Annotated in this window: 15 protein-coding genes and 2 tRNA genes; 9 read left to right on the forward strand and 8 right to left on the reverse strand. The window is 59.4% G+C overall.

The features are described from left to right. Positions 1–158 precede the first annotated feature (158 nt). Entirely contained in the window at positions 159–596 is a 438-nt protein-coding gene (locus FIV05_RS13945; RefSeq protein ID WP_022997956.1) for a MerR family transcriptional regulator, read from the forward strand. A gap of 151 nt (positions 597–747) precedes the next feature. Here FIV05_RS13945 and carA read toward each other — a convergent pair whose 3' ends face one another. Then, complete coding sequence (carA, locus tag FIV05_RS13950) at positions 748–1932, reverse strand: glutamine-hydrolyzing carbamoyl-phosphate synthase small subunit (protein WP_152509967.1); 1185 nt, start codon at positions 1930–1932, stop codon at positions 748–750. Positions 1933–2177: 245 nt separating this feature from the next. Between carA and FIV05_RS13955 the strand changes: the two genes are divergently transcribed. The 5 genes from FIV05_RS13955 to FIV05_RS13975 all read left to right on the forward strand — a co-directional run bounded on the left by FIV05_RS13955 (position 2178) and on the right by FIV05_RS13975 (position 8708). Next, entirely contained in the window at positions 2178–2672 is a 495-nt protein-coding gene (locus tag FIV05_RS13955) for a GatB/YqeY domain-containing protein (RefSeq protein WP_168692442.1), read from the forward strand. A gap of 174 nt (positions 2673–2846) precedes the next feature. Further along, on the forward strand, positions 2847–4793 hold the full coding sequence (dnaG, locus tag FIV05_RS13960; protein WP_152509969.1) for a DNA primase: 1947 nt from the start codon (positions 2847–2849) through the stop codon (positions 4791–4793). A gap of 530 nt (positions 4794–5323) precedes the next feature. Further along, a complete protein-coding gene (gene rpoD, locus FIV05_RS13965; protein WP_055656729.1) occupies positions 5324–7312 on the forward strand; it encodes an RNA polymerase sigma factor RpoD in 1989 nt (662 codons plus the stop codon). Between the two features lie 106 nt (positions 7313–7418). After that, complete coding sequence (locus FIV05_RS13970) at positions 7419–7703, forward strand: hypothetical protein (protein WP_152509970.1); 285 nt, start codon at positions 7419–7421, stop codon at positions 7701–7703. 120 nt (positions 7704–7823) lie between these two features. Beyond that, complete coding sequence (locus FIV05_RS13975; RefSeq protein WP_152509971.1) at positions 7824–8708, forward strand: DUF930 domain-containing protein; 885 nt, start codon at positions 7824–7826, stop codon at positions 8706–8708. A 20-nt stretch (positions 8709–8728) separates the two neighbouring features. Here FIV05_RS13975 and FIV05_RS13980 read toward each other — a convergent pair whose 3' ends face one another. Then, positions 8729–9712 (reverse strand): hypothetical protein, encoded by a 984-nt coding sequence (locus FIV05_RS13980; RefSeq protein WP_152509972.1) that lies wholly within the window; start codon positions 9710–9712, stop codon positions 8729–8731. 56 nt (positions 9713–9768) lie between these two features. Continuing rightward, the gene (locus FIV05_RS13985) at positions 9769–10869 is read right to left on the reverse strand and encodes a PAAR domain-containing protein (protein ID WP_152509973.1); all 1101 of its coding nucleotides are present in this window, start codon (positions 10867–10869) and stop codon (positions 9769–9771) included. A 250-nt stretch (positions 10870–11119) separates the two neighbouring features. On the opposite strand from FIV05_RS13985, the gene FIV05_RS13990 reads away from it, so the two are divergent. Continuing rightward, entirely contained in the window at positions 11120–12595 is a 1476-nt protein-coding gene (locus FIV05_RS13990; protein WP_152509974.1) for an MFS transporter, read from the forward strand. 9 nt (positions 12596–12604) lie between these two features. Here the strand turns inward: FIV05_RS13990 and FIV05_RS13995 are convergent, their stop codons facing one another. The 5 genes from FIV05_RS13995 to FIV05_RS14015 form a co-directional block, all read right to left on the reverse strand. Beyond that, positions 12605–14074, reverse strand: a complete 1470-nt coding sequence (locus tag FIV05_RS13995; protein WP_152509975.1) for an MFS transporter — start codon at positions 14072–14074, stop codon at positions 12605–12607. A gap of 170 nt (positions 14075–14244) precedes the next feature. After that, the gene (locus tag FIV05_RS14000; protein WP_152509976.1) at positions 14245–14799 is read right to left on the reverse strand and encodes an RNA 2'-phosphotransferase; all 555 of its coding nucleotides are present in this window, start codon (positions 14797–14799) and stop codon (positions 14245–14247) included. Positions 14800–14963: 164 nt separating this feature from the next. Then, entirely contained in the window at positions 14964–16118 is a 1155-nt protein-coding gene (locus tag FIV05_RS14005) for a slipin family protein (RefSeq protein ID WP_152505854.1), read from the reverse strand. A gap of 389 nt (positions 16119–16507) precedes the next feature. Continuing rightward, positions 16508–16580, reverse strand: a tRNA-Leu gene (locus FIV05_RS14010). Then, positions 16581–16653, reverse strand: a tRNA-Thr gene (locus FIV05_RS14015). A 371-nt stretch (positions 16654–17024) separates the two neighbouring features. On the opposite strand from FIV05_RS14015, the gene FIV05_RS14020 reads away from it, so the two are divergent. After that, positions 17025–17465 (forward strand): ketosteroid isomerase-related protein, encoded by a 441-nt coding sequence (locus FIV05_RS14020; RefSeq protein WP_022997944.1) that lies wholly within the window; start codon positions 17025–17027, stop codon positions 17463–17465. Positions 17466–17728: 263 nt separating this feature from the next. After that, the gene (locus FIV05_RS14025) at positions 17729–18331 is read left to right on the forward strand and encodes a TetR/AcrR family transcriptional regulator (protein ID WP_055655691.1); all 603 of its coding nucleotides are present in this window, start codon (positions 17729–17731) and stop codon (positions 18329–18331) included. Position 18332 lies beyond the last annotated feature (1 nt).

Below are 18332 nucleotides of genomic sequence, written 5' to 3' on the forward strand. Positions count from 1 at the left end.
GGGAGCTTCTGAAGCGAAGAGCATTGCGCTTCAAGCTGCGGGGGCTGTACTTGCGGTGCTAGTGGGACCTGATGAACCGGAGGTGGGACCGGCGAGTCGGGAGCGCAGCAAGACCCAGCCAGACTTGGAACAAAAAAGACAAGATCGGGCTTAAAAGTATGAACAATGTAGCAACCAAGATGGTCGTGGTGCCGGATATTGCCGGGCCAGGACAAGAAGTGATGCTTGACGATCGCGCTCTCGCGATCTCGGAAATGTCCGAGCGGTTCGACGTAACCCTCAGGACGCTTCGTTTCTACGAAGAAAAGGGTCTTCTCAACCCGGTTCGCAAGGGCGCGCGCCGTTTCTACGGTCCTCGTGACGTTTCGCGGATGCGGGTAATCCTGCAGGCCAAGAAGATCGGCCTCACGCTTGCGGAAATCCGCCGGGTGATCAAGCTGGTGGAAGGCAACGGCAAACGGGAAGACCAGTTCAAGGAACTTCAGGAAATCTGCCTTGCGCAACAGGAGATCCTGGTGGAGCAGAAGCAGATGCTTGACGAGCAGATCGCAGAAGTCGGTCAGATCCTGACGGCATTTGACGAACTGATCGGATAAAGCTTCCGGCATCAGTTATCAAAAAACCCCGGCGTGCACTGCACGCCGGGGTTTTTTATTTGAGGTAACGCTGCATTCCGGTGGCGGAGAGGCGTTGGCCGGCTGGATCGTCGGCCGAACGCTTGTCTGCAATTCCCGGGGCCTGAGTAGGTCAGGCTGCCGATTTCGCGCTTTCCATCAGGTCGGTGAACCGCTTGAACAGGTAGTGGCTGTCACGCGGGCCGGGGGATGCTTCCGGGTGATACTGGACGGAAAACACGGGTTTGTCCTTCATTGCCAGACCACAGTTGGATCCGTCGAACAGGGACACATGGGTCTGCTGCACGTTGTCCGGCAGACTGTCCGCGTCCACCGCGAAACCATGGTTCATGGACGTGATTTCAACCTTGCCGGTGGTGTGGTCGAATACCGGATGATTGGCGCCATGGTGTCCCTGGTGCATCTTGAGGGTCTTGCCGCCAAGCGCCAGTGCGAGCATCTGGTGGCCAAGGCAGATCCCGAACGTGGGAACGCCCGCATCGACAACCTTCCTGATCATCGGCACTGCGTAGTCGCCCGTTGCAGCCGGATCACCGGGGCCGTTGGACAGGAACACGCCATCGGGCGCCTGGGCCAGGACGTCTTCTGCCGTCGCGGTTGCAGGAAGAACCGTGACCTCGCAGCCGGCGTCAGCCAGAAGGCGCAGGATGTTGCGCTTGATGCCGTAGTCAATGGCAACGACCTTGAACTTGCCGGCCTTTGCCTCGCCGTAGCCCTCGTCCCATTTCCAGGTCGTCTGGTGCCACTGGTGCGACTGGGTGGTGGAAGCGTCCTTGGCAAGGTCCATTCCCACCAGGCCGGGCCAGTTTCTGGCGGCCGTTTTCAGTGCATCGACATCGAAATTGCCGTCCGGCGAATGCGCGATCACGCCGTTGGGCACGCCTTTTTCACGGATCAGCGCTGTCAGCGCGCGGGTGTCGATGCCGCTGATGCCGATCAGGTTGCGGCTCTTCAACCACGCATCGAGATGTTTTGCCGCCCTGTAGTTGGCCGGATCGGTGATGGCGGCTGCCAGCACAACGCCGCGGATGCCGCTGTCTGCGGCCATGTTGACCGTCTCGATGTCTTCATCGTTGGTGCCGACATTGCCAATATGCGGAAATGTGAAGGTGATGATCTGACCGGAATAGGAAGGGTCGGTCAGGATCTCCTGGTAACCGGTCATTGCCGTATTAAAGCAAATCTCACCAACGGCTTGGCCGGTTGCGCCGAGGCCCTGTCCCTCGATTACACTGCCGTCGGAGAGCACAAGCAAGGCGGTCGCCGGGGTCTCGGACCATGCGTCTGCAGTCGTCATGTCTTGTTTCCAGATCTTGTTGGTGACATCATGCGCTGCAGGAAGGGCGTCTGCGGCGGGCTGGAAAGCCCGCAAAAGGCCGCCTGCATTAAGCGCGGGACTCTATGGGAAGCGGCTTGGATCGTCAATATTGATCCTCTGAAAAAAGATCTTTAAAATTCAATGGCTTGGCTGAGAAAATGGAATGGCGCCCCTGAGCGCCGGGCCTCAGCGCGGCAGGGGTGGGGTGAACCATGCGCGATGTGATGCGCGAAAGAATCAACGCTGCCCTGAAAGCGGCACAGGACGAAGGCGACAAGCGCAGGTGCGCGACCTTGCGTCTCGTGCAGACCGCTGTGAAGGACCGTGAGGCTGCTGCCCGTGAAAACGGCAAGGACGGCGTCAACGAAACCGAAGTGATTGAGATCCTTCAAAAAATGATCCGCCAGCGGGAAACTTCCGCGGAAGAGTTCGAAAGCAGCGGGCAGCTCGACCTGGCCGAGCAGGAGCGAGAAGAGCAGGAAATCATCCGTGAATTTCTGCCCGTTCAGCTCAGCGACGAGGAAATGCAGAAGATCTGCGAAGAGACGGTCAAGGATATCGACGCGCACGGTCTGCGTGACATCGGCCGCTGCATGAACGAACTGAAGAGCCGTTATCCCGGGAAAATGGACTTCGTGCAGGCGTCCTGCCTGGTGAAGGACATGTTGCGGGCTGACGGCGGTGAACAGGGCAGCTCCGGGACTGGTAAACAGGACTGAACCGCTGTTGCAGCCGGTGAGGCTGATGCAAAAATCGTCCAGAAGCCGGGCATGAGGCCCGGCACCACTGGAAACGACCTTCAAGACATTCTATTTTGGCGGACTGACCGGCGGCGCCCGAGTGTGCCGGTGGCAGGATGCCGTTTTCTGTAATCCGGACCCGTACACTGTTCCATGCGTTTCGAACCGCGCCTACTCGATGAAATTCGTGCCCGTCTGACCTTGTCGGATGTCGTCGGGCGGCGTGTGACCTGGGACAGGCGCAAGACGCAGCCGGGCAAGGGCGACTATTGGGCGTGTTGCCCGTTTCACCAGGAAAAGAGCCCAAGTTTTCACGTCGACGATCGCCGTAACCGATACAAATGTTTTGGCTGCGGTGCGTCCGGTGATCATTTTACGTTCCTGTGTGAAACCGAAGGGCTGAGCTTTCCGGAGGCCGTCGAGCGCCTTGCCGAACAGTCCGGCGTCGGTCTGCCAGCACCCGATCCCCAGGCGGCGCGGCGCGAGAAGAAGCGGGCAGGGCTTGCCGATATCTGCGAAATGGCGGCGCAGTTCTTTCAGGCAGAGTTCGCGGGCCCGCGTGGCGACACTGCCCGTGCCTATACGCAAAAACGCGGCCTGACGCCCGATACCCTGCGCGAGTTCCGGTTCGGGTTTGCGCCTGAAAGCCGCGATGCGCTGAAGGGATATCTTGCAGCGCGCGAGATCCCGGAAGCTGCGATGATCGAGGCTGGCCTGATCATCAAGCCGGAAGACGGGCGCCCGTCCTACGACCGGTTCCGCGGACGTTTGATGATCCCGATCCAGGACGACCGCGGCCGGGTGGTCGCCTTTGGCGGGCGGACCCTGTCTCCGGACGGACAGCCGAAATATCTGAACTCGCCGGAAACACCCCTGTTTCACAAGGGTGTCATGCTGTTCAACGCCCATCGCGCACGCGAACCCGCCTTCAAAAGCGGCGAGGCAGTGGTGGTGGAGGGCTATCTCGATGCAATCGCCCTCTGGCAGGCGGGCATCCACCATGTGGTCGCGTCCTTGGGCACGGCCTTTACCGAAGACCAGGTGGTGCGGCTCTGGAAATTCGCACCCGAACCGGTGATCTGCTTTGACGGCGATGCGGCGGGTGTTTCGGCAGCGCATCGCGCAATCGACCGGATCTTTCCGGTGCTCAAGAGCGGCTATTCGTTCCAGTTCTGCTTCCTGCCTGACGGGATGGACCCTGATGACCTCATCAAGCAGCGCGGGGTGGCAGGCTTTCATGACGAAGTCGAGCGGGCACAATCCCTGTTCGATGTGGTCTGGGATCGGGAGATTTCCGTTTCACGGCTCGATACGCCTGAGCGCAAGGCGGCACTGGAGAAGCGGTTCGATGATCTGATTGCCACCATTCGCGACGAGCGGGTGCGTCGACGGTATCAGCTCGATCTCAAGTTCAAGCTGTCGAACCTGTTCTTCGAGCAGGCACGCCAGTCCCGGCAGGGGGGCAAAGGCGGCAAGGGTGGTGGCTCCGCCGATGCGGCGTCTCCGCTCGGCACGGCACGCGAACGGGTTGCTGCCAGTCACGATTTCGGCACCGAACGGCTGGTGCTCGGTTTGAGCATGCGCTTCCCGCATCTGCTTGACAGGAACTTCGAGCGGTTTTCCAGGTTGCCTTTTGCCAATGACCTCCACAGGCAATTGCGGGACATTCTGTGCCGGATCGTCGATGATCTGGAAGCGACGCCCATTTCCGACCTGACCAGCGCATTCGAGGAACCGCTTCGGAACATCATGGGTGAAATGATGCTCGAAACCATCGGCATGCAGCAGCAACGTGGTGCGGAGTTTTCCGCGCTGACACATCGCTTCCCGCTTCTGAAATCCAATCCGCCGGAGGATTTCATCGAAGCGGCCTATCTGCACTTTCTCGATGTCCTGGAGCTCAATGCGCTGGAAGACGAACTCTCCTCCGAGCTTGCTACCGCGGACGAGCAGCTCGATGAGCATTCCTGGATGCGCATCCAGGCCCTGACGCAGGACCTCAGCCGGAGGCGAGAGGAATGTGCGCGCGATGAAGCCGACCTTGCCGAGCGCGCCAAAAAGATCCGCACGGCACCTCCTGTGGCCGTGGCAGCACATTGACGGAATGGCTTGCCGGCGGCTTAAACGAAGTTCTGCGGACCTTCAGTTGCGGAAAAGGGAACTTTTGGAGCAGCGACCCGTTTTCTGGCGACGAACCGGCATTGGGCCTGAAAATGCCCTCTTTGGTGTGCGCAGGAGCACAAAAATGGCATTTTCCAATTGACCGGTGACGAATCACACTTGCGAATCGCGTGAGCCGAGCTAAATAGAACCTTTGCAGCCCTCAAGCGCCGGAGCTTTCAAGCCTGCTCGCGGCAAAAGTCTTAATATAGCTGCAACCCGAACGAACACCTTTTACGCATCCGTTTCCGGATGCCGACAGAAAAGGCCGTGTGCTGCGTCGATGCTGAAATATGCCAATGTCGAAAAGTGTACGGTTAATTGGGACTTAAGGGACACGGCTTACAAACCTAACCGCAGTGATTCTTTCAGACGCCGCCGCACCACATGCTGGCGCGCTGGGGGTGAATTGGGTTGAAGCCAAACAAAGGGCGCGGCGTGGCCGGACCGGCCGCGAACTGGAGCACGATATGGTAGCCAAAGCGACACAAGCAGACGACACACAGGAGCAGAGCACGGACGGCCCTGACGGCCCTCTGCTGGACCTGTCGGATGCCGCTGTCAAAAAGATGATCAAAGCCGCCAAGAAACGCGGCTATGTCACCTATGATGAACTGAACGAGGTTCTGCCCTCCGAGCAGGTGTCTTCGGAAAAGATCGAAGACACCATGTCCATGCTTTCCGACATGGGCATCAACGTGATCGATTCCGACGAAGCCGAAGAAGGCCCGGAAGAAGTCGATGGTGGCGATCTGGTCGCCGCAAGCACGACGGCGCTTGCCAAGAGCACCACGAAAGAGCCCGCCGACCGCACCGACGATCCCGTGCGCATGTACCTGCGCGAGATGGGTTCGGTCGAGCTGCTGTCGCGTGAGGGCGAAATCGCGATTGCCAAGCGCATCGAGGCTGGCCGCGAGGCGATGATTGCGGGTCTTTGCGAAAGCCCGCTGACCTTCCAGGCCATCATCATCTGGCGTGACGAGTTGAACGAAGCCCAGGTCCTTCTGCGCGACATTATCGATCTGGAAGCAACCTATGCCGGCCCTGATGCCAAGGCCGGCCCGGCCGTTGCCAATGACGATGTGGCGCCGAGCGAAGGCAATTCGGAAAATTCGGGTGGTGCGTCTGAAGACACCGAAAACGAAAGCGAAGACGGTGACGGTGAGGATGACGACGACGAGTTTGAATCCAACGTTTCCCTGTCCGCGATGGAAGCCGAGCTGAAGCCGGGCGTCCTGGAAACCTTCGACAACATCGCCGACAACTACAAGAAGCTTCGCCGCCTGCAGGATCAGCTGGTGGAAAACAAGCTGGCCAACAAGACCCTGTCGCCAAGCCAGGAGCGCCGCTACAAGAAGCTGAAAGAAGACATCATCGTTGATGTTAAGAGCCTGTCGCTCAACCAGAACCGTATCGACGCCCTGGTTGCCCAGCTCTATGACATCAACAAGCGCCTGATGGGCTATGAAGGCCGTCTGCTGCGTCTGGCCGACAGCTACAATGTCGACCGCACGGACTTCCTGAAACAGTATCAGGGTGCCGAGCTCGACCCGAACTGGCTGCGCAAGGTTGCCAATCTTTCCACGCGCGGCTGGAAAAACTTCATCGCGAAGGAAAAGGAAACCGTTCGCGAGCTGCGTCAGGACATCCAGACGCTGGCCACCGAAACCGGGCTCGAAATCACCGAATTCCGCCGCATCGTTGCGATGGTCCAGAAGGGCGAACGCGAAGCACGTATCGCGAAGAAGGAAATGGTCGAGGCGAACTTGCGTCTCGTGATCTCCATCGCGAAGAAATACACCAACCGCGGCCTGCAGTTCCTGGATCTGATCCAGGAAGGCAACATCGGCCTGATGAAGGCGGTGGACAAGTTCGAATACCGGCGCGGCTACAAGTTCTCCACCTATGCGACATGGTGGATCCGGCAGGCGATCACCCGTTCGATCGCCGACCAGGCCCGTACCATCCGTATTCCGGTGCACATGATCGAAACGATCAACAAGATCGTGCGTACGTCGCGCCAGATGCTACATGAAATCGGACGCGAGCCGACCCCGGAAGAGCTGGCAGAAAAGCTGCAGATGCCGCTGGAGAAGGTTCGCAAGGTTCTGAAGATCGCCAAGGAACCGATCTCGCTCGAAACACCGATTGGTGACGAGGAAGATTCGCACCTGGGCGATTTCATCGAGGACAAGAACGCGGTTCTGCCCATCGATGCGGCCATCCAGTCGAACCTGCGCGAAACGACCACCCGCGTGCTCGCCTCGCTCACTCCGCGTGAGGAACGCGTGCTGCGCATGCGCTTCGGTATCGGCATGAACACCGACCACACTCTGGAAGAAGTCGGGCAGCAGTTCTCGGTTACCCGTGAACGTATCCGCCAGATCGAAGCGAAGGCGCTGCGCAAGCTGAAGCACCCGAGCCGGTCTCGCAAGCTGCGGTCGTTCCTGGACAGCTAAGCTGCCGGGAAGAGCTTGAAACATCGAAGAACCCGGCGGAGACGCCGGGTTTTTTTGAAACTTCGAACCTGAAATCAACCGGCAACTTTGCTGTAAGGGCGCTCTATTGGCCATCACCGCCGACATGGACCGGAACATGGTCGGGATTGAGCCTGCGGACCGGCGGCTTTTCCTGTGGGGGCTTGTGGTCTCCGCCGTGCTGCACGCGCTTGTGGCCTTGATGCTGCTGGAAGGCGTATCCGGCTATACGACCCAGCCCCTACAGGACGTGGTTGAAGTCGAACTGCTGCCCCCGCCGCCGCAGGAGGAAGAGACGCCACCTGCGGAACTTGAGCAACCTGAACCGGAGCAACCGGAGCAGGAAGAGGTGGAAACACCCGAACAACCCTAGCCGCCGGAACAGGAGCAGGCCGAGGAAGCCCCGCCGCCGCCTCCACCACCGCCAGCGTCCGCTCGCGAAGACCTTGCCGAGACGCCCGAACAACCGCCAGAGCCGTCCGTTCTCCAGGAAGTGACCGAGTTCGGCGAAGAAGACACGGGCCTGCAAGGGGAAGAGGAAACGCCGCCGGCATCCGCTGAAAGCGCTTCCACGGAGAGCGAGCAGCAGGCGGAAACCGACGCGCAGACGGATGAGGCCCAGGCGGGCGAAACGGACGCCGGCGAAGGGGAAGGTGAGGGCGAAGGTCAGGAGACCGAGGCTGCCGAAACCGAAGCGCCGCAGGAGGAGGCTCCGGAAGAAGCACAGGATACCGCCGCTGAAGACACCGCTGATGATAGCGAAGCTCCTGACGAGGAGGCCTCAGACGTTGCCGAAACACCCGAACAGCCGGAGGCCCTGCCAGAGGAGACCGTTGGAACCGGCGCGGAAACGGACACGGCTGAAACCGGAGAGCAGCCCGCCGAAGACTTCGGAATTGTCGGACCGATCGCAACAAACAAGACGCCCGCTCCCAAACCACCGAAACCGGTGGCTTCGCCTCAACGCGACCAGGCAGGAGGAAAGCGGGCATCAGGCGGCTCGGAAGGACCTCCAGCCGGAATGATTGCAGCTCGGGAACTTTATTCCCGCGATATTCTGGATGATCCGCAGGCGCGCACGGCCATGCGCGGCATGACCGAGGGCCAGCGGCTGAACCTCTTGTGCATGACCGAGTTGAGAGAGCAGATTGCTTCCGTCAGTTCCTTGCCGCCGGAACTGCTGCCGTCTTTCCGGCCTCGTGGCGGCAACGTTCTGCAGCCGCGTATCGCGGCATTCCGCAGTCTTGGCCGCTGGTTCGACGTTGCTTTCCGCTGCGAGACGGACAGCGGCGTGACGCGTGTGGAGCGGTTCTCCTTCAAGATCGGCAAGGAGATACCGCAAAGTCAGTGGCTGGAACGGGGACTGACGGGGTTCTGACCCCGCCAGTTTGACTGACCTCAGGACTGACGCTTGAATTGCAGCGACGCGTTGGCGATTTCGTGCGCGCGCATGTTCACCGCCCAATTGTAGAACGAAGTCTTGCGAGAGGGGCCGAGTATGGAACTGATGATCACGTGCGACGGGGTCTTCATCGCCAGCGCGGTGAATTCCAGCGGATCATTGCTTTCACTCGTACGGGCACCGACGGTCACTTCGGTGGCTTCGATAAACGGCGGGTCGAGCGTCACCGCTTTCGACGTCGCACCCGCGTCGAAAATGATGTCGGAACCTTCGAACTCCCGTCTGGTCTTGCCCAGTTCCTGAACAAGGTCTACCGGCTGCTGTGCGCTGATCGCCTTCAGTCTGGCAAACCCGAGGATCTCGCCATTGGAGCCCGTGCGGGCAAAGTCGATGGCCATGCGATCGGCCAGACCGGATTGCGGCTGGTTGACATGCCAGGACGCGGGAAAGAAGAAGCCGATGTCCTGGAACAGGGAAAAGTTGCTCCAGTCCTCGATCACGTTCGGCTGCCTGACCTGTTCGGTGCGGAACGACCTGACGGCCATGTTGACGATGTCCGAAAGGGCAGCAAACTCGCTGGAAGGAACAAAGGCCTGGATCAGGATCAGCGTATTGCCATTCACCGTGACGGTGACGAGGCCGCGCAGTTCGTGGCCTTCGGCCCTGACAAAGCAGCTTGCGCGTGCGCGGCGAGCATCGATCGGCTGCAGGGTGTCGACATGCCAGGACGACAGGGAGCAGTAGTATTCGAGCCAGTGTGCGGCCGAGATCTCGTTGTTGAGGAGAATGCCGATCACCTGGACGGAGATATTCGTCGCCTGGGGAGGCTCGAAAACCGCAATGATGGTGGGGCTGTCCACCGTGAGGGGCTGCTCGTTGGCCTGCTTTACCTCCCAGCTTCCGGGAAGCAGAAGCTGGAACGCAAAAGGTGCCGGGCTGATTGCGGTCAGTTCGGCGGCGACATAGTCCTCAGTGGTCATTCCGATTATCACCCTTGGGTGTTCCTGCCGGCGGTCTCGAGTGCAAAACCACCTGTCTAATAAACTCCGACAAAGACCTTGAAGCCCGCCATCGGACCAGCCCCTGCCTTGGCTTCAGCAGTCACGCCATAGGCGTCACCGATTTTTCCTGCCTGCGCGCTGGCCCCGGCTGCAGCCCCGACACCGGCTTCTCCGCGGCCTCCGATTCGAAGGCCGTGGTCATAGGCGCTGTCGAGCGTTCGTTTCGCCGGATCTCCGCTCACCCAGCTCAAAAACGGGCCAAGGGTGTTGTCGTACAGGGTTTTGGGACTGATGTTAATGGTGCCTTCGGCGCTGGCCTGTACCAGAACGAGTTCACCTCCGATTTTGCCTTCCACTCCCGCAAAATCTTCGGATTTTCTGAAGCCGAGACCGCCTTCGGCTGAAGCGGACAGGGCTTCGCCTTCCACCTTGCCACCGACAAGCCCGTTGAGTGTCTTGCCTTCGGCCTTCCCGGTGATGGCGGCAACCTTCGCATTTGCATAAGCTCCAGCGGCATAGTCCCCGTTGATATCGCCGGATATGCCGAGCTTTGCCTCCGCGCTCGCCTCGGTCTTGAAATGACCGCCTTCCGATTCCCAGAAGGTCTTTTCCTTGCTGAAAAGCTCATACTCGTATTCGGCGCTGGCTTCAGCGTTCTCCTTCAGCTGGTCCTTGAGCGACCGCTTCTCGGTTTCCGGCTTCTTGATGCCGTTCGAGTTGTATCGTTCCTTGTAGGGCTTCTCGATACCCGTCTCCGCACCGGCAGAGAACTTGTGCGGACTTTTTGCCGGAGGCGCTGCGCCGCCTGCTCCTCCGCCACCGCCTCCACCACTACCGCCTTGCGTTCCGATCAGAACCGTTGGCAGGCCGGTTATGATTGTTCCGGCCTTTGCGGTCAGATCTGTCATTCGCGCAGCAGGGCTGCCTTCGACCAGAACCGTCCACGCACCCGTAATGATGGGGTCACCACCGGCTGGTGGCGGCGGGCCGACGCAAACGCACATGTCGCCAACACGTGCCTGCGGCAGCTTGCCGGTAAGCACGGTAAAGGCGCCTTTCCATACGATTGGCGCGGGAACGCCCATGCACATGGGGCAGGTATGCAGGTCGGTGAGACGAGCGGCAGGAAAACCCATAAATGAACCGGTCTTAATAAAAACTGCCGGATCATCGGAAAGTTGTTTCACACTGTCAATACTGCTTATCGCGACCAGGAGACGGTTCGTGCATGAAGAAGACCTTCGTTGCTGCAGAACAGGCAAAGGTCACCCGAGTTGAAGCGGCAGTTTTCTTCGAGTGAAAGTTTACGTAACGACAATCACCAGAATTTCATAACCGTCAGTCTATCCTTCTCCTGCTTTCCCGAATGGCAATCGGAGGGATTTCATGAGCGACGTCCAGCAGACCTTCTCCACCGCATCAGTTGCAAGCCTCGATAGTCCGCAGGCCTATATCGAGGAGACACCGATCTGGCGCGATGGTACGGACGTCGACAGTTCCATCCTGACCGGCATGCAGTGGCGTATCTGGTGGCTGGCCTGCGCCGGCAAGTTCTTTGAAGGCATGGTTGTCTTCATGACCGGCATCGCACTGCCGCTGATCGGGCGGGAATTCAAATTGACAGCGGTGGAGCACGGGCTTGTCAGTTCGGCGATCCTGTTCGGCATCCTGATCGGGGCGACAGCACTGGGCGGGCTTGCGGACCGGTTTGGACGAAGGGCGATGTTCATCGTCGAGATGGCGCTCTTCATCGCCTTTCTGCTGGTGCTTTCGATAGCACCGAACCTTTCGATTACCCTGATAGCCCTCTTTGGTGTGGGCCTGGCGCTCGGCTGTGACTATCCGACGGCGCATATGGTGATCTCGGAGAACATTCCGGCGCGGGCGCGTGGACGGATGGTTCTGGGAGCTTTCAGTTTTCAAGCTGTCGGGGCATTGTCGGGTACAGGTCTTGCCTTTCTGACGCTCACCTGGTTTCCGGACCCCGAAGCCTGGCGCTGGATGTATCTGACGGCCGTTCCGCCTGCTCTTCTGATCCTGGCCGGCCGCTTCTTTGTTCCGGAAAGCTCCAACTGGCTGATCGTGAGGGGACGGGTGGCAGAAGCGGAAACCGCACTGCTGAGATTGCTGAACCGGCGCCCCAGATATCCGAGTGAAATTTCACTGAAGGCTGAAACAGCCGGTTCGCCGCATGCGCACAAGGTCAAGTGGAGCCGGTTTTTGACAGACCGGAAACTGCGCAAGGCGACGATCTTTGCGTCGGTTCCCTGGTTCTTGCAGGATCTCGGGACATATGGCATCGGCATTTTCACGCCGGTCATCCTGGCCAGTTCAATTGGCAACAAGCGCGAGCACGCACAGTCGCTCTCAGATCTGGTCTACAACGATCTGCTTGCAGCGAAAGGTGCCGCTCTGATCGACGTCCTGCTGATTGTCGGCATTGTCTTTGCCGTGATGTTCACTGACCGGATCGGCCGTGTCCGCCTTCAGGTGATCGGTTTCATCGGCTGCGCCGTTGGTCTGGCGATTGCGGCTTCAGGCAACCATGCAGGGCCTGTATGGGACGTCCCCCTGATCTTTGCAGGCTTCATGCTGTTCAACTTCATGACCAACATGGGTCCGAATGCGCAGACCTACCTGATTGCCGGCGAGGTGTTTCCTGTCGCCTATCGCGGCACGGGGGCGGGCCTTGCGGCGTCCTTCGCCAAGATAGGCGCGGTTCTGACTGCCTTCCTGTTTCCGATTCTGCTCAAGGACCTGGGAACGGACGTGCTGCTGGCCGGCCTCGTGGTTACCTCGCTGCTGGGAGCGGTGGTGACGTGGGTCTACCGGATCGAGACGCGCGGTGCCGACCTCGGGTGAGGGGGGCGGCTATTCGCTTGCGATGGCGCTTTCCCGTGCAGTCAATCTGTGACGTAGCACCAGCATCGCCAGGGCTGGAACCAGTGTCAGGCCCGCATTGATGTAGAAGACGGAAGCGCCGGACCGCGCGACGGCTTCCCGGGTGAGCAGTTCTTCCGATCCCGGAGCAACAAGACCGGTGACAATTGCGATCAGTCCGGTAAGGCCGCCGCCGATGGCGATACCGGCAGAGGAAATGGTCGGCAGGATGCTGGAGACCAGGTTCTGGTCTTCGCCCTCGGCGATGTACATCAGCGAACGCATCAGGATCTGGTTGCACAGCCCGTGGCCGGCACCGGCAACCACGGCAGCGAGCGCAAACAAAGGCAGCGACGCGGTCGTGATCGCAAGAGCTGTCAGGGTCAAGCCGCCGGCGATCAGGAATGGACCGGTCGTCAGATAGGTCAGTTCGCGCTGCCGCGACGGTGCACGGGAAGAGATGACGGCGAAGATCGACCAGGAGAAGGCGAGCCCGGCGGCAACATAACTTGCCTGCGTCACGCTGAGACCCCAGTAGACCTGGCCGACCGTCGTCACGAAAACCGCCCGCACCGCAGCGGCAGCGGAAATGAGGAACACGATCCAGGTGCCGAGGCCGATCAGGGTCTGCGCCCGGAAGGCATCGCGCGGGAAAAGGCGATGCGGGCTTGCGGCGTCAAAGGTCAGCAGCAGCGCTGCGGTTGCCAGACCGGCTGCAATCGTCAGCGCAAGCGGCAGGGGCGCATGCAGCTCGCCTATCACGGTCAGGAGAAAGATGCTTGCTGCCAGCAGGGCAAGGCGAACCAGTAAACGGACCGGCAAACTTCTGGCCGTGGGGCCGCTTGCGGTGGCCGGGCGGACTGCGTGCGCAGGCAAGGCCGTGTTCATCAGGACGAACAGCAGCAGCACGAAGGGTATGTTGATCAGGAAGGCGGCGCGCCACGACCAGAGTTCGGACAGCAAGCCGGCCGAAACCGGCCCGATACCCGCTGCAACGGCCCAGACCCCTGCCAGCAAGGCAAAGACACGCGGGGCGATGTTGCTGGGGAAGAGATCCGGGATCAGCGAATAGCACAGTGCGATGATCATGCCTTCGCCGAAGCCCTGCAGGGCGCGTCCGGCAATCAGCCCTTCCAGAGATGTCGAGAGACCCGCGAGCACCGATCCACCCGCAAGCAGGAGGGACGCCAGCAGGAAGGGACTGCGGGCACCGAAACGAACCTTTGCTGCGCCAGTGAGGCAGCCCGCCAGGATTGCCATCATTTCAAAGGAGGAAAATACCCAGAAGGCACGGTCCTGCCCGCCAAGATCGCGGATGATGTCCGGCAGGACAGCGGTGGTAACAAAGCCATTGATGGCGTGAGATCCTACCCCGAGTACCAGCGCCAGTGTGCCGGCCGCACGGTCCGGTGAAAAGAGTGACGGGCTGACGGGCGGGAGCGCTGGCGAGCTGATGGACATGGCAACCTCGATAAAGAAAGTATTTTCTTTATATATTCAGCTTCGGAAATAAAGAAAGAGATATATTTTTTTATCTTGGTGCCGGTATGCGTGAGGGGGGAGTCATTGAAGGCCCTTGGTTCATGCCGGTCCAGACCATGTAACCAGGAATGCCGAATTCGCGAAGAGGCCTACTTTGGACGGGCTTCGTTCAGTGCCAGAAAATGTGCGGGAACTGCATCCGTCAGCCAGACGCCGTTCTCCGTTCTGTAAAACGTGTGCCCCTTCGTCTGCATTGCGCTGGCCGCGACCTGAAGAATTGCAGGTTTGCCGTGTCGGCTTCCGACCTTGTGCGCGGTGTCGCGATCCGGTGACAGATGCACATGGTGCCGGGCCATAGGTTTCAGGCCTTCGGCCAGAATGGGCGGCAGAAAACGTGTTGCCGTTCCGTGGAACAGGAACTCCGGAGGCTGTAAAGCGGTGAGGCCCAGTTCAATGTCAATCGAATGCCCCTGACGTGCGCGAATGTGTTTGCCGTCTTTGGAGAACTCGAAGCGTTTCTTGTCGTTGGTCGCGACCACTCTTTCCAGCTGATCCCTTTTGCAATCAAGGCCGAGGGCTCTTAAGGCGTCAAGGACATCAGCTACGGCAGCCCAACCGCCGTCTGACAGGATCAAACCGGCGTCTTCCGGTTTGTGCCTTAGCCAGAAAGACAGGCGTTTCGAGATCTTTGTGTCTGTTTTCATTGTCTTTTTCTTTAAATTATACTGTTTTCAAATTCTGCGATCCCTGCGAAAGCGGGCGAGCGCACCCTCAATCGAGGTGACCTGGTGACAGGACCTGGACAGCCATGGTCTGGAAGGGCCGCGCTGAAACAGAAACGGCGCAGGTTGCCCCGCGCCGTTCTGGCTCATGCCGCGTTGTCGTCCCGAAGCCGGACGAGGTCGTTCATAAGGCCTCCGGTTCCGTTGTGGACCGTGAGCCGGTCGACCTTGCCGGCAATGGCTTCGAGCGCTTCGAGCTCCTTGAGCCGAAGCATGACCGGGTTTTCAGCCATGACCTTGGCCGTGTTGAGAAGCGAACGGGTTGCGTTCGTTTCTTCACGACGCCGGATCACGTTGGCTTCGGCTTCCTTTTCGGCAGCCACCACCTTGTTGAGGATCTCGCGCATTTCGCCTGGAAGGATCACGTCCTTGAGGACGATGTCGGAGACCTCGACACCGATTTCAGCCATGTCGGCCTTGATCTTGGCGGCCGCTTCCGCGTTGACCTCCCCCTTCTTTTCAAGGATCTGGTCGAGCTTGAGCGCGCCGAGCTGCTTGCGGAACACAAGCTGCAAAGCCCGGTAGAGCGTGTCGGTGAAGTCCTTCACCTCGGTTGCGGCCTTCACCGGGTCAACCACACGGTAATCCGCGGAGAGGTTGATCCGGATGGTAACGCGGTCGAGGGTCAAGACTTCCTGACCGGTGACGTCGAGAGCCTGACGCTTGAGGTCGATGACCTTCTGCGTCACGGTTCGGCCTGCCTTCCAGAAGGCATGCACCCCGGCTTCAAGCACCTTGGTGAGCACGCCATCCATGAAGAGGAGGGCGACGCTGCCGTCGGTCACCGGCACGATCACGAACTGCTGCGTCTGACGGGCATCCCCGAGCCGGCGCATGAGCTTCTGCGTGAGGGCCGGGTCGGCAGCTGTGTCGATGACCTCGAAGGTCCACGGGCCGGCATCCGTCCACAGGACAAGCCGCTCGTCCGGACCAAGCACGGTGTGGATACGGTTGTCCCGTTCCACAATCGCCACTTCACCCGGTCCGGTCCGGATAACGGTCAAGTGCTCTTCGGCAACTTGCGGAAGCTTATCGAAGAGCGCCTTCTCGTAGGCCGACCGGAACTGGGGCATTGCCATCGACTGGCGCTCGATCACCAGGGTGCCACGGCCATTCTCGAGGCTGTGTTCACCGGGTCCGAGAATACCCTGGAGCTCTCCCTTGCAGATGTGGAGGGCCCGTTCCGTTTCAGAAATCACTACGCGGGTTCGCCCGCGGATCTTGTCGAGAAAAGTCGTCATTTCGATAATCCTTCCAATGCGCTAAGGCACGTGGTTGTCCTTTCCGGTGTTGAAGATGGTTGGAGGTTGAGGAAACCGGTCGCTCGTCATGAGGCGTCCGGGGTGAAACGATGAGACCCGAAGAGAGCACGAGGTCTCCCGGCGGGCCCGTGGCGAGAGGGCGTAGCAGCGGCAATGCGGGTTCCACCCGTTCGAAAACAGGCGGTTCCGGCAAAGCGGCGGCAGAGCCTTCGCCAAAGGCCGGGCGAAGCGACCTGGCGTCGGCGGTCAGGACACTTTCACCCGAAGGCAAAAGGGCCAGTCCGCGTTCGCAAGACCTCTCCAGGTCCCCTATGGAACAGCTTGCATAGCTGCTGGCGTGACAGGCCAGTTCGGCGTTGGAGGCCGTGTTTTTGGAGAGGGATTCGAACCCCCGTTTAGCGGAAACTAAATCCGGTGCCTTTACCAATTGGCTATCCAAAACTCACAAGACAGGATTCGAACCTGTGACTTTCAGGCAACTTGCCTGACGCTCTAACCCCTGAGCTACATGTGATGGTACCTGATCCACCAGAACAGCATCCGTACATGAGTGGGCAGGGCCTGATCATGCGGGTGGCGAAAAATGGCCGAACCGTTGATGTCTGTGCCAGTATGATGACCGGTGATGAGTTGATACTTCGAGAGCGGGTGCCAATGCAACCGGCAATTTCAAGAGAAGTGATGTTTGTTGCTAATGTGATACAGTATGTAGCATTTTTATCACTTCAACATCGGGCGCCGGCTGTCGCCCTGGGCGGGGACTTTGGTTGGTTTGAAGCGGTTTCGGTGAAGAACCGTAAACCGCAATCTCCTCGACCTCTTGCGCCGGGAAGGCGGCGAAGGCAAACTCCCGGCCAGATTGTGTTTCCGCCCCTGCGAGGACCTATGGCCAACAAACAGTCCCGGTTTCTGATCGATACCTATTTTGCTGCCTTCAATGCAGGCGATACCAAGAAAATGGAAAGCCTGGTTGCCGACGACCTGATCCATGACGTCAACCAGGGCGAACGCCGTGTCGGCAAGGACAAGTTCTGGTCCTTCAACGTTCACATGACGCGCTGCTACAAGGAGCGGCTCAGCGACATCGTTCTGTTCGTCAGTGAAGACGGGACACGGGCTGCTGCCGAGTTCATCGTCCATGGCAGCTATATCGGCACCGATAGCGGATTGCCGCCCGCGAACGGTCAGACCTACAAGCTGCCGGCGGGCAGCTTTTTCGAGATCCGCAATGGTCAAATTGCCCGCATCACCACCTATTACAACCTTCAGGACTGGATCGACCAGGTGACGGAAGGCGCGGGTGAAAAAGTGCCGGAAGAGGCTTGAGCCAAAACCCCGCTTCTGTGTGAGCAGAGCCGGACCGGCGAAATTCATTTGATCAATCAGCTCTCCGTGGTCATTCGCGGGGAGCTTTTTTGTTTCTGAGAAGGGCGATCTCCTCATTGATCGTCGCACACACGCAACCGTGAAGTTCGTTTCATTGACGATTATTATTAGACCAGTCTATTTCTAATTCAACGAACGCCACTGACAATGCGCTGCATCAGCCGGATTAGCGGTGTCAGAAGTCCCTGACGAAAGGAATCCCCTTGGCCAGAATACGCAACGAAGCTGCCTACGAGACCGCGAAGACCCGTCTTCTGGATGTCGGTATGACGCTTATCCGGGAAAACAGCTTCGACGGCATCGGGATCAATGACGTGTTGCGGGAAAGTGGCGTGCCGAAGGGGTCTTTCTACCACTACTTCGACACCAAGGAAGACTTCGGTCTCGAGGTGGCGCGTCACTACCACCGGGATCAGCTCGCTTTTGCAAAGGCCTGCCTTTCGGATCGCAAACGCTCGCCGGTAGAGCGGCTGGAAGCATTTTTCTCCGGTGCCCGGGAAGGGATGAAAGACCGTGGCTACGCCCAGGGATGCCTGATGTGCAACCTGTCGACGGAGCTGGCTGACCAGAAACCGGTCTTTCAGGCGGAACTGGACCGTCATTGGCAGGCACTGACCGGTGAACTTGAGATCTGCCTGCGGGAGACGGACCTCTCCCGGATCGGACTGTCTCATCTCTCCCCGGCACAGGCTGCCGACTGGTTGATGAATTCGTGGAGCGGCGCGCTGACGAGAATGAAGGCAAGCCGCAGCGACGAACCCCTGGCGCTGTTCATGCGCACAATCTTCAAGAAGGAAGGGAAATGAA

The sequence above is a fragment of the Labrenzia sp. THAF191a genome (assembly GCF_009363335.1).
Lineage (GTDB): Bacteria > Pseudomonadota > Alphaproteobacteria > Rhizobiales > Stappiaceae > Roseibium > Roseibium algicola.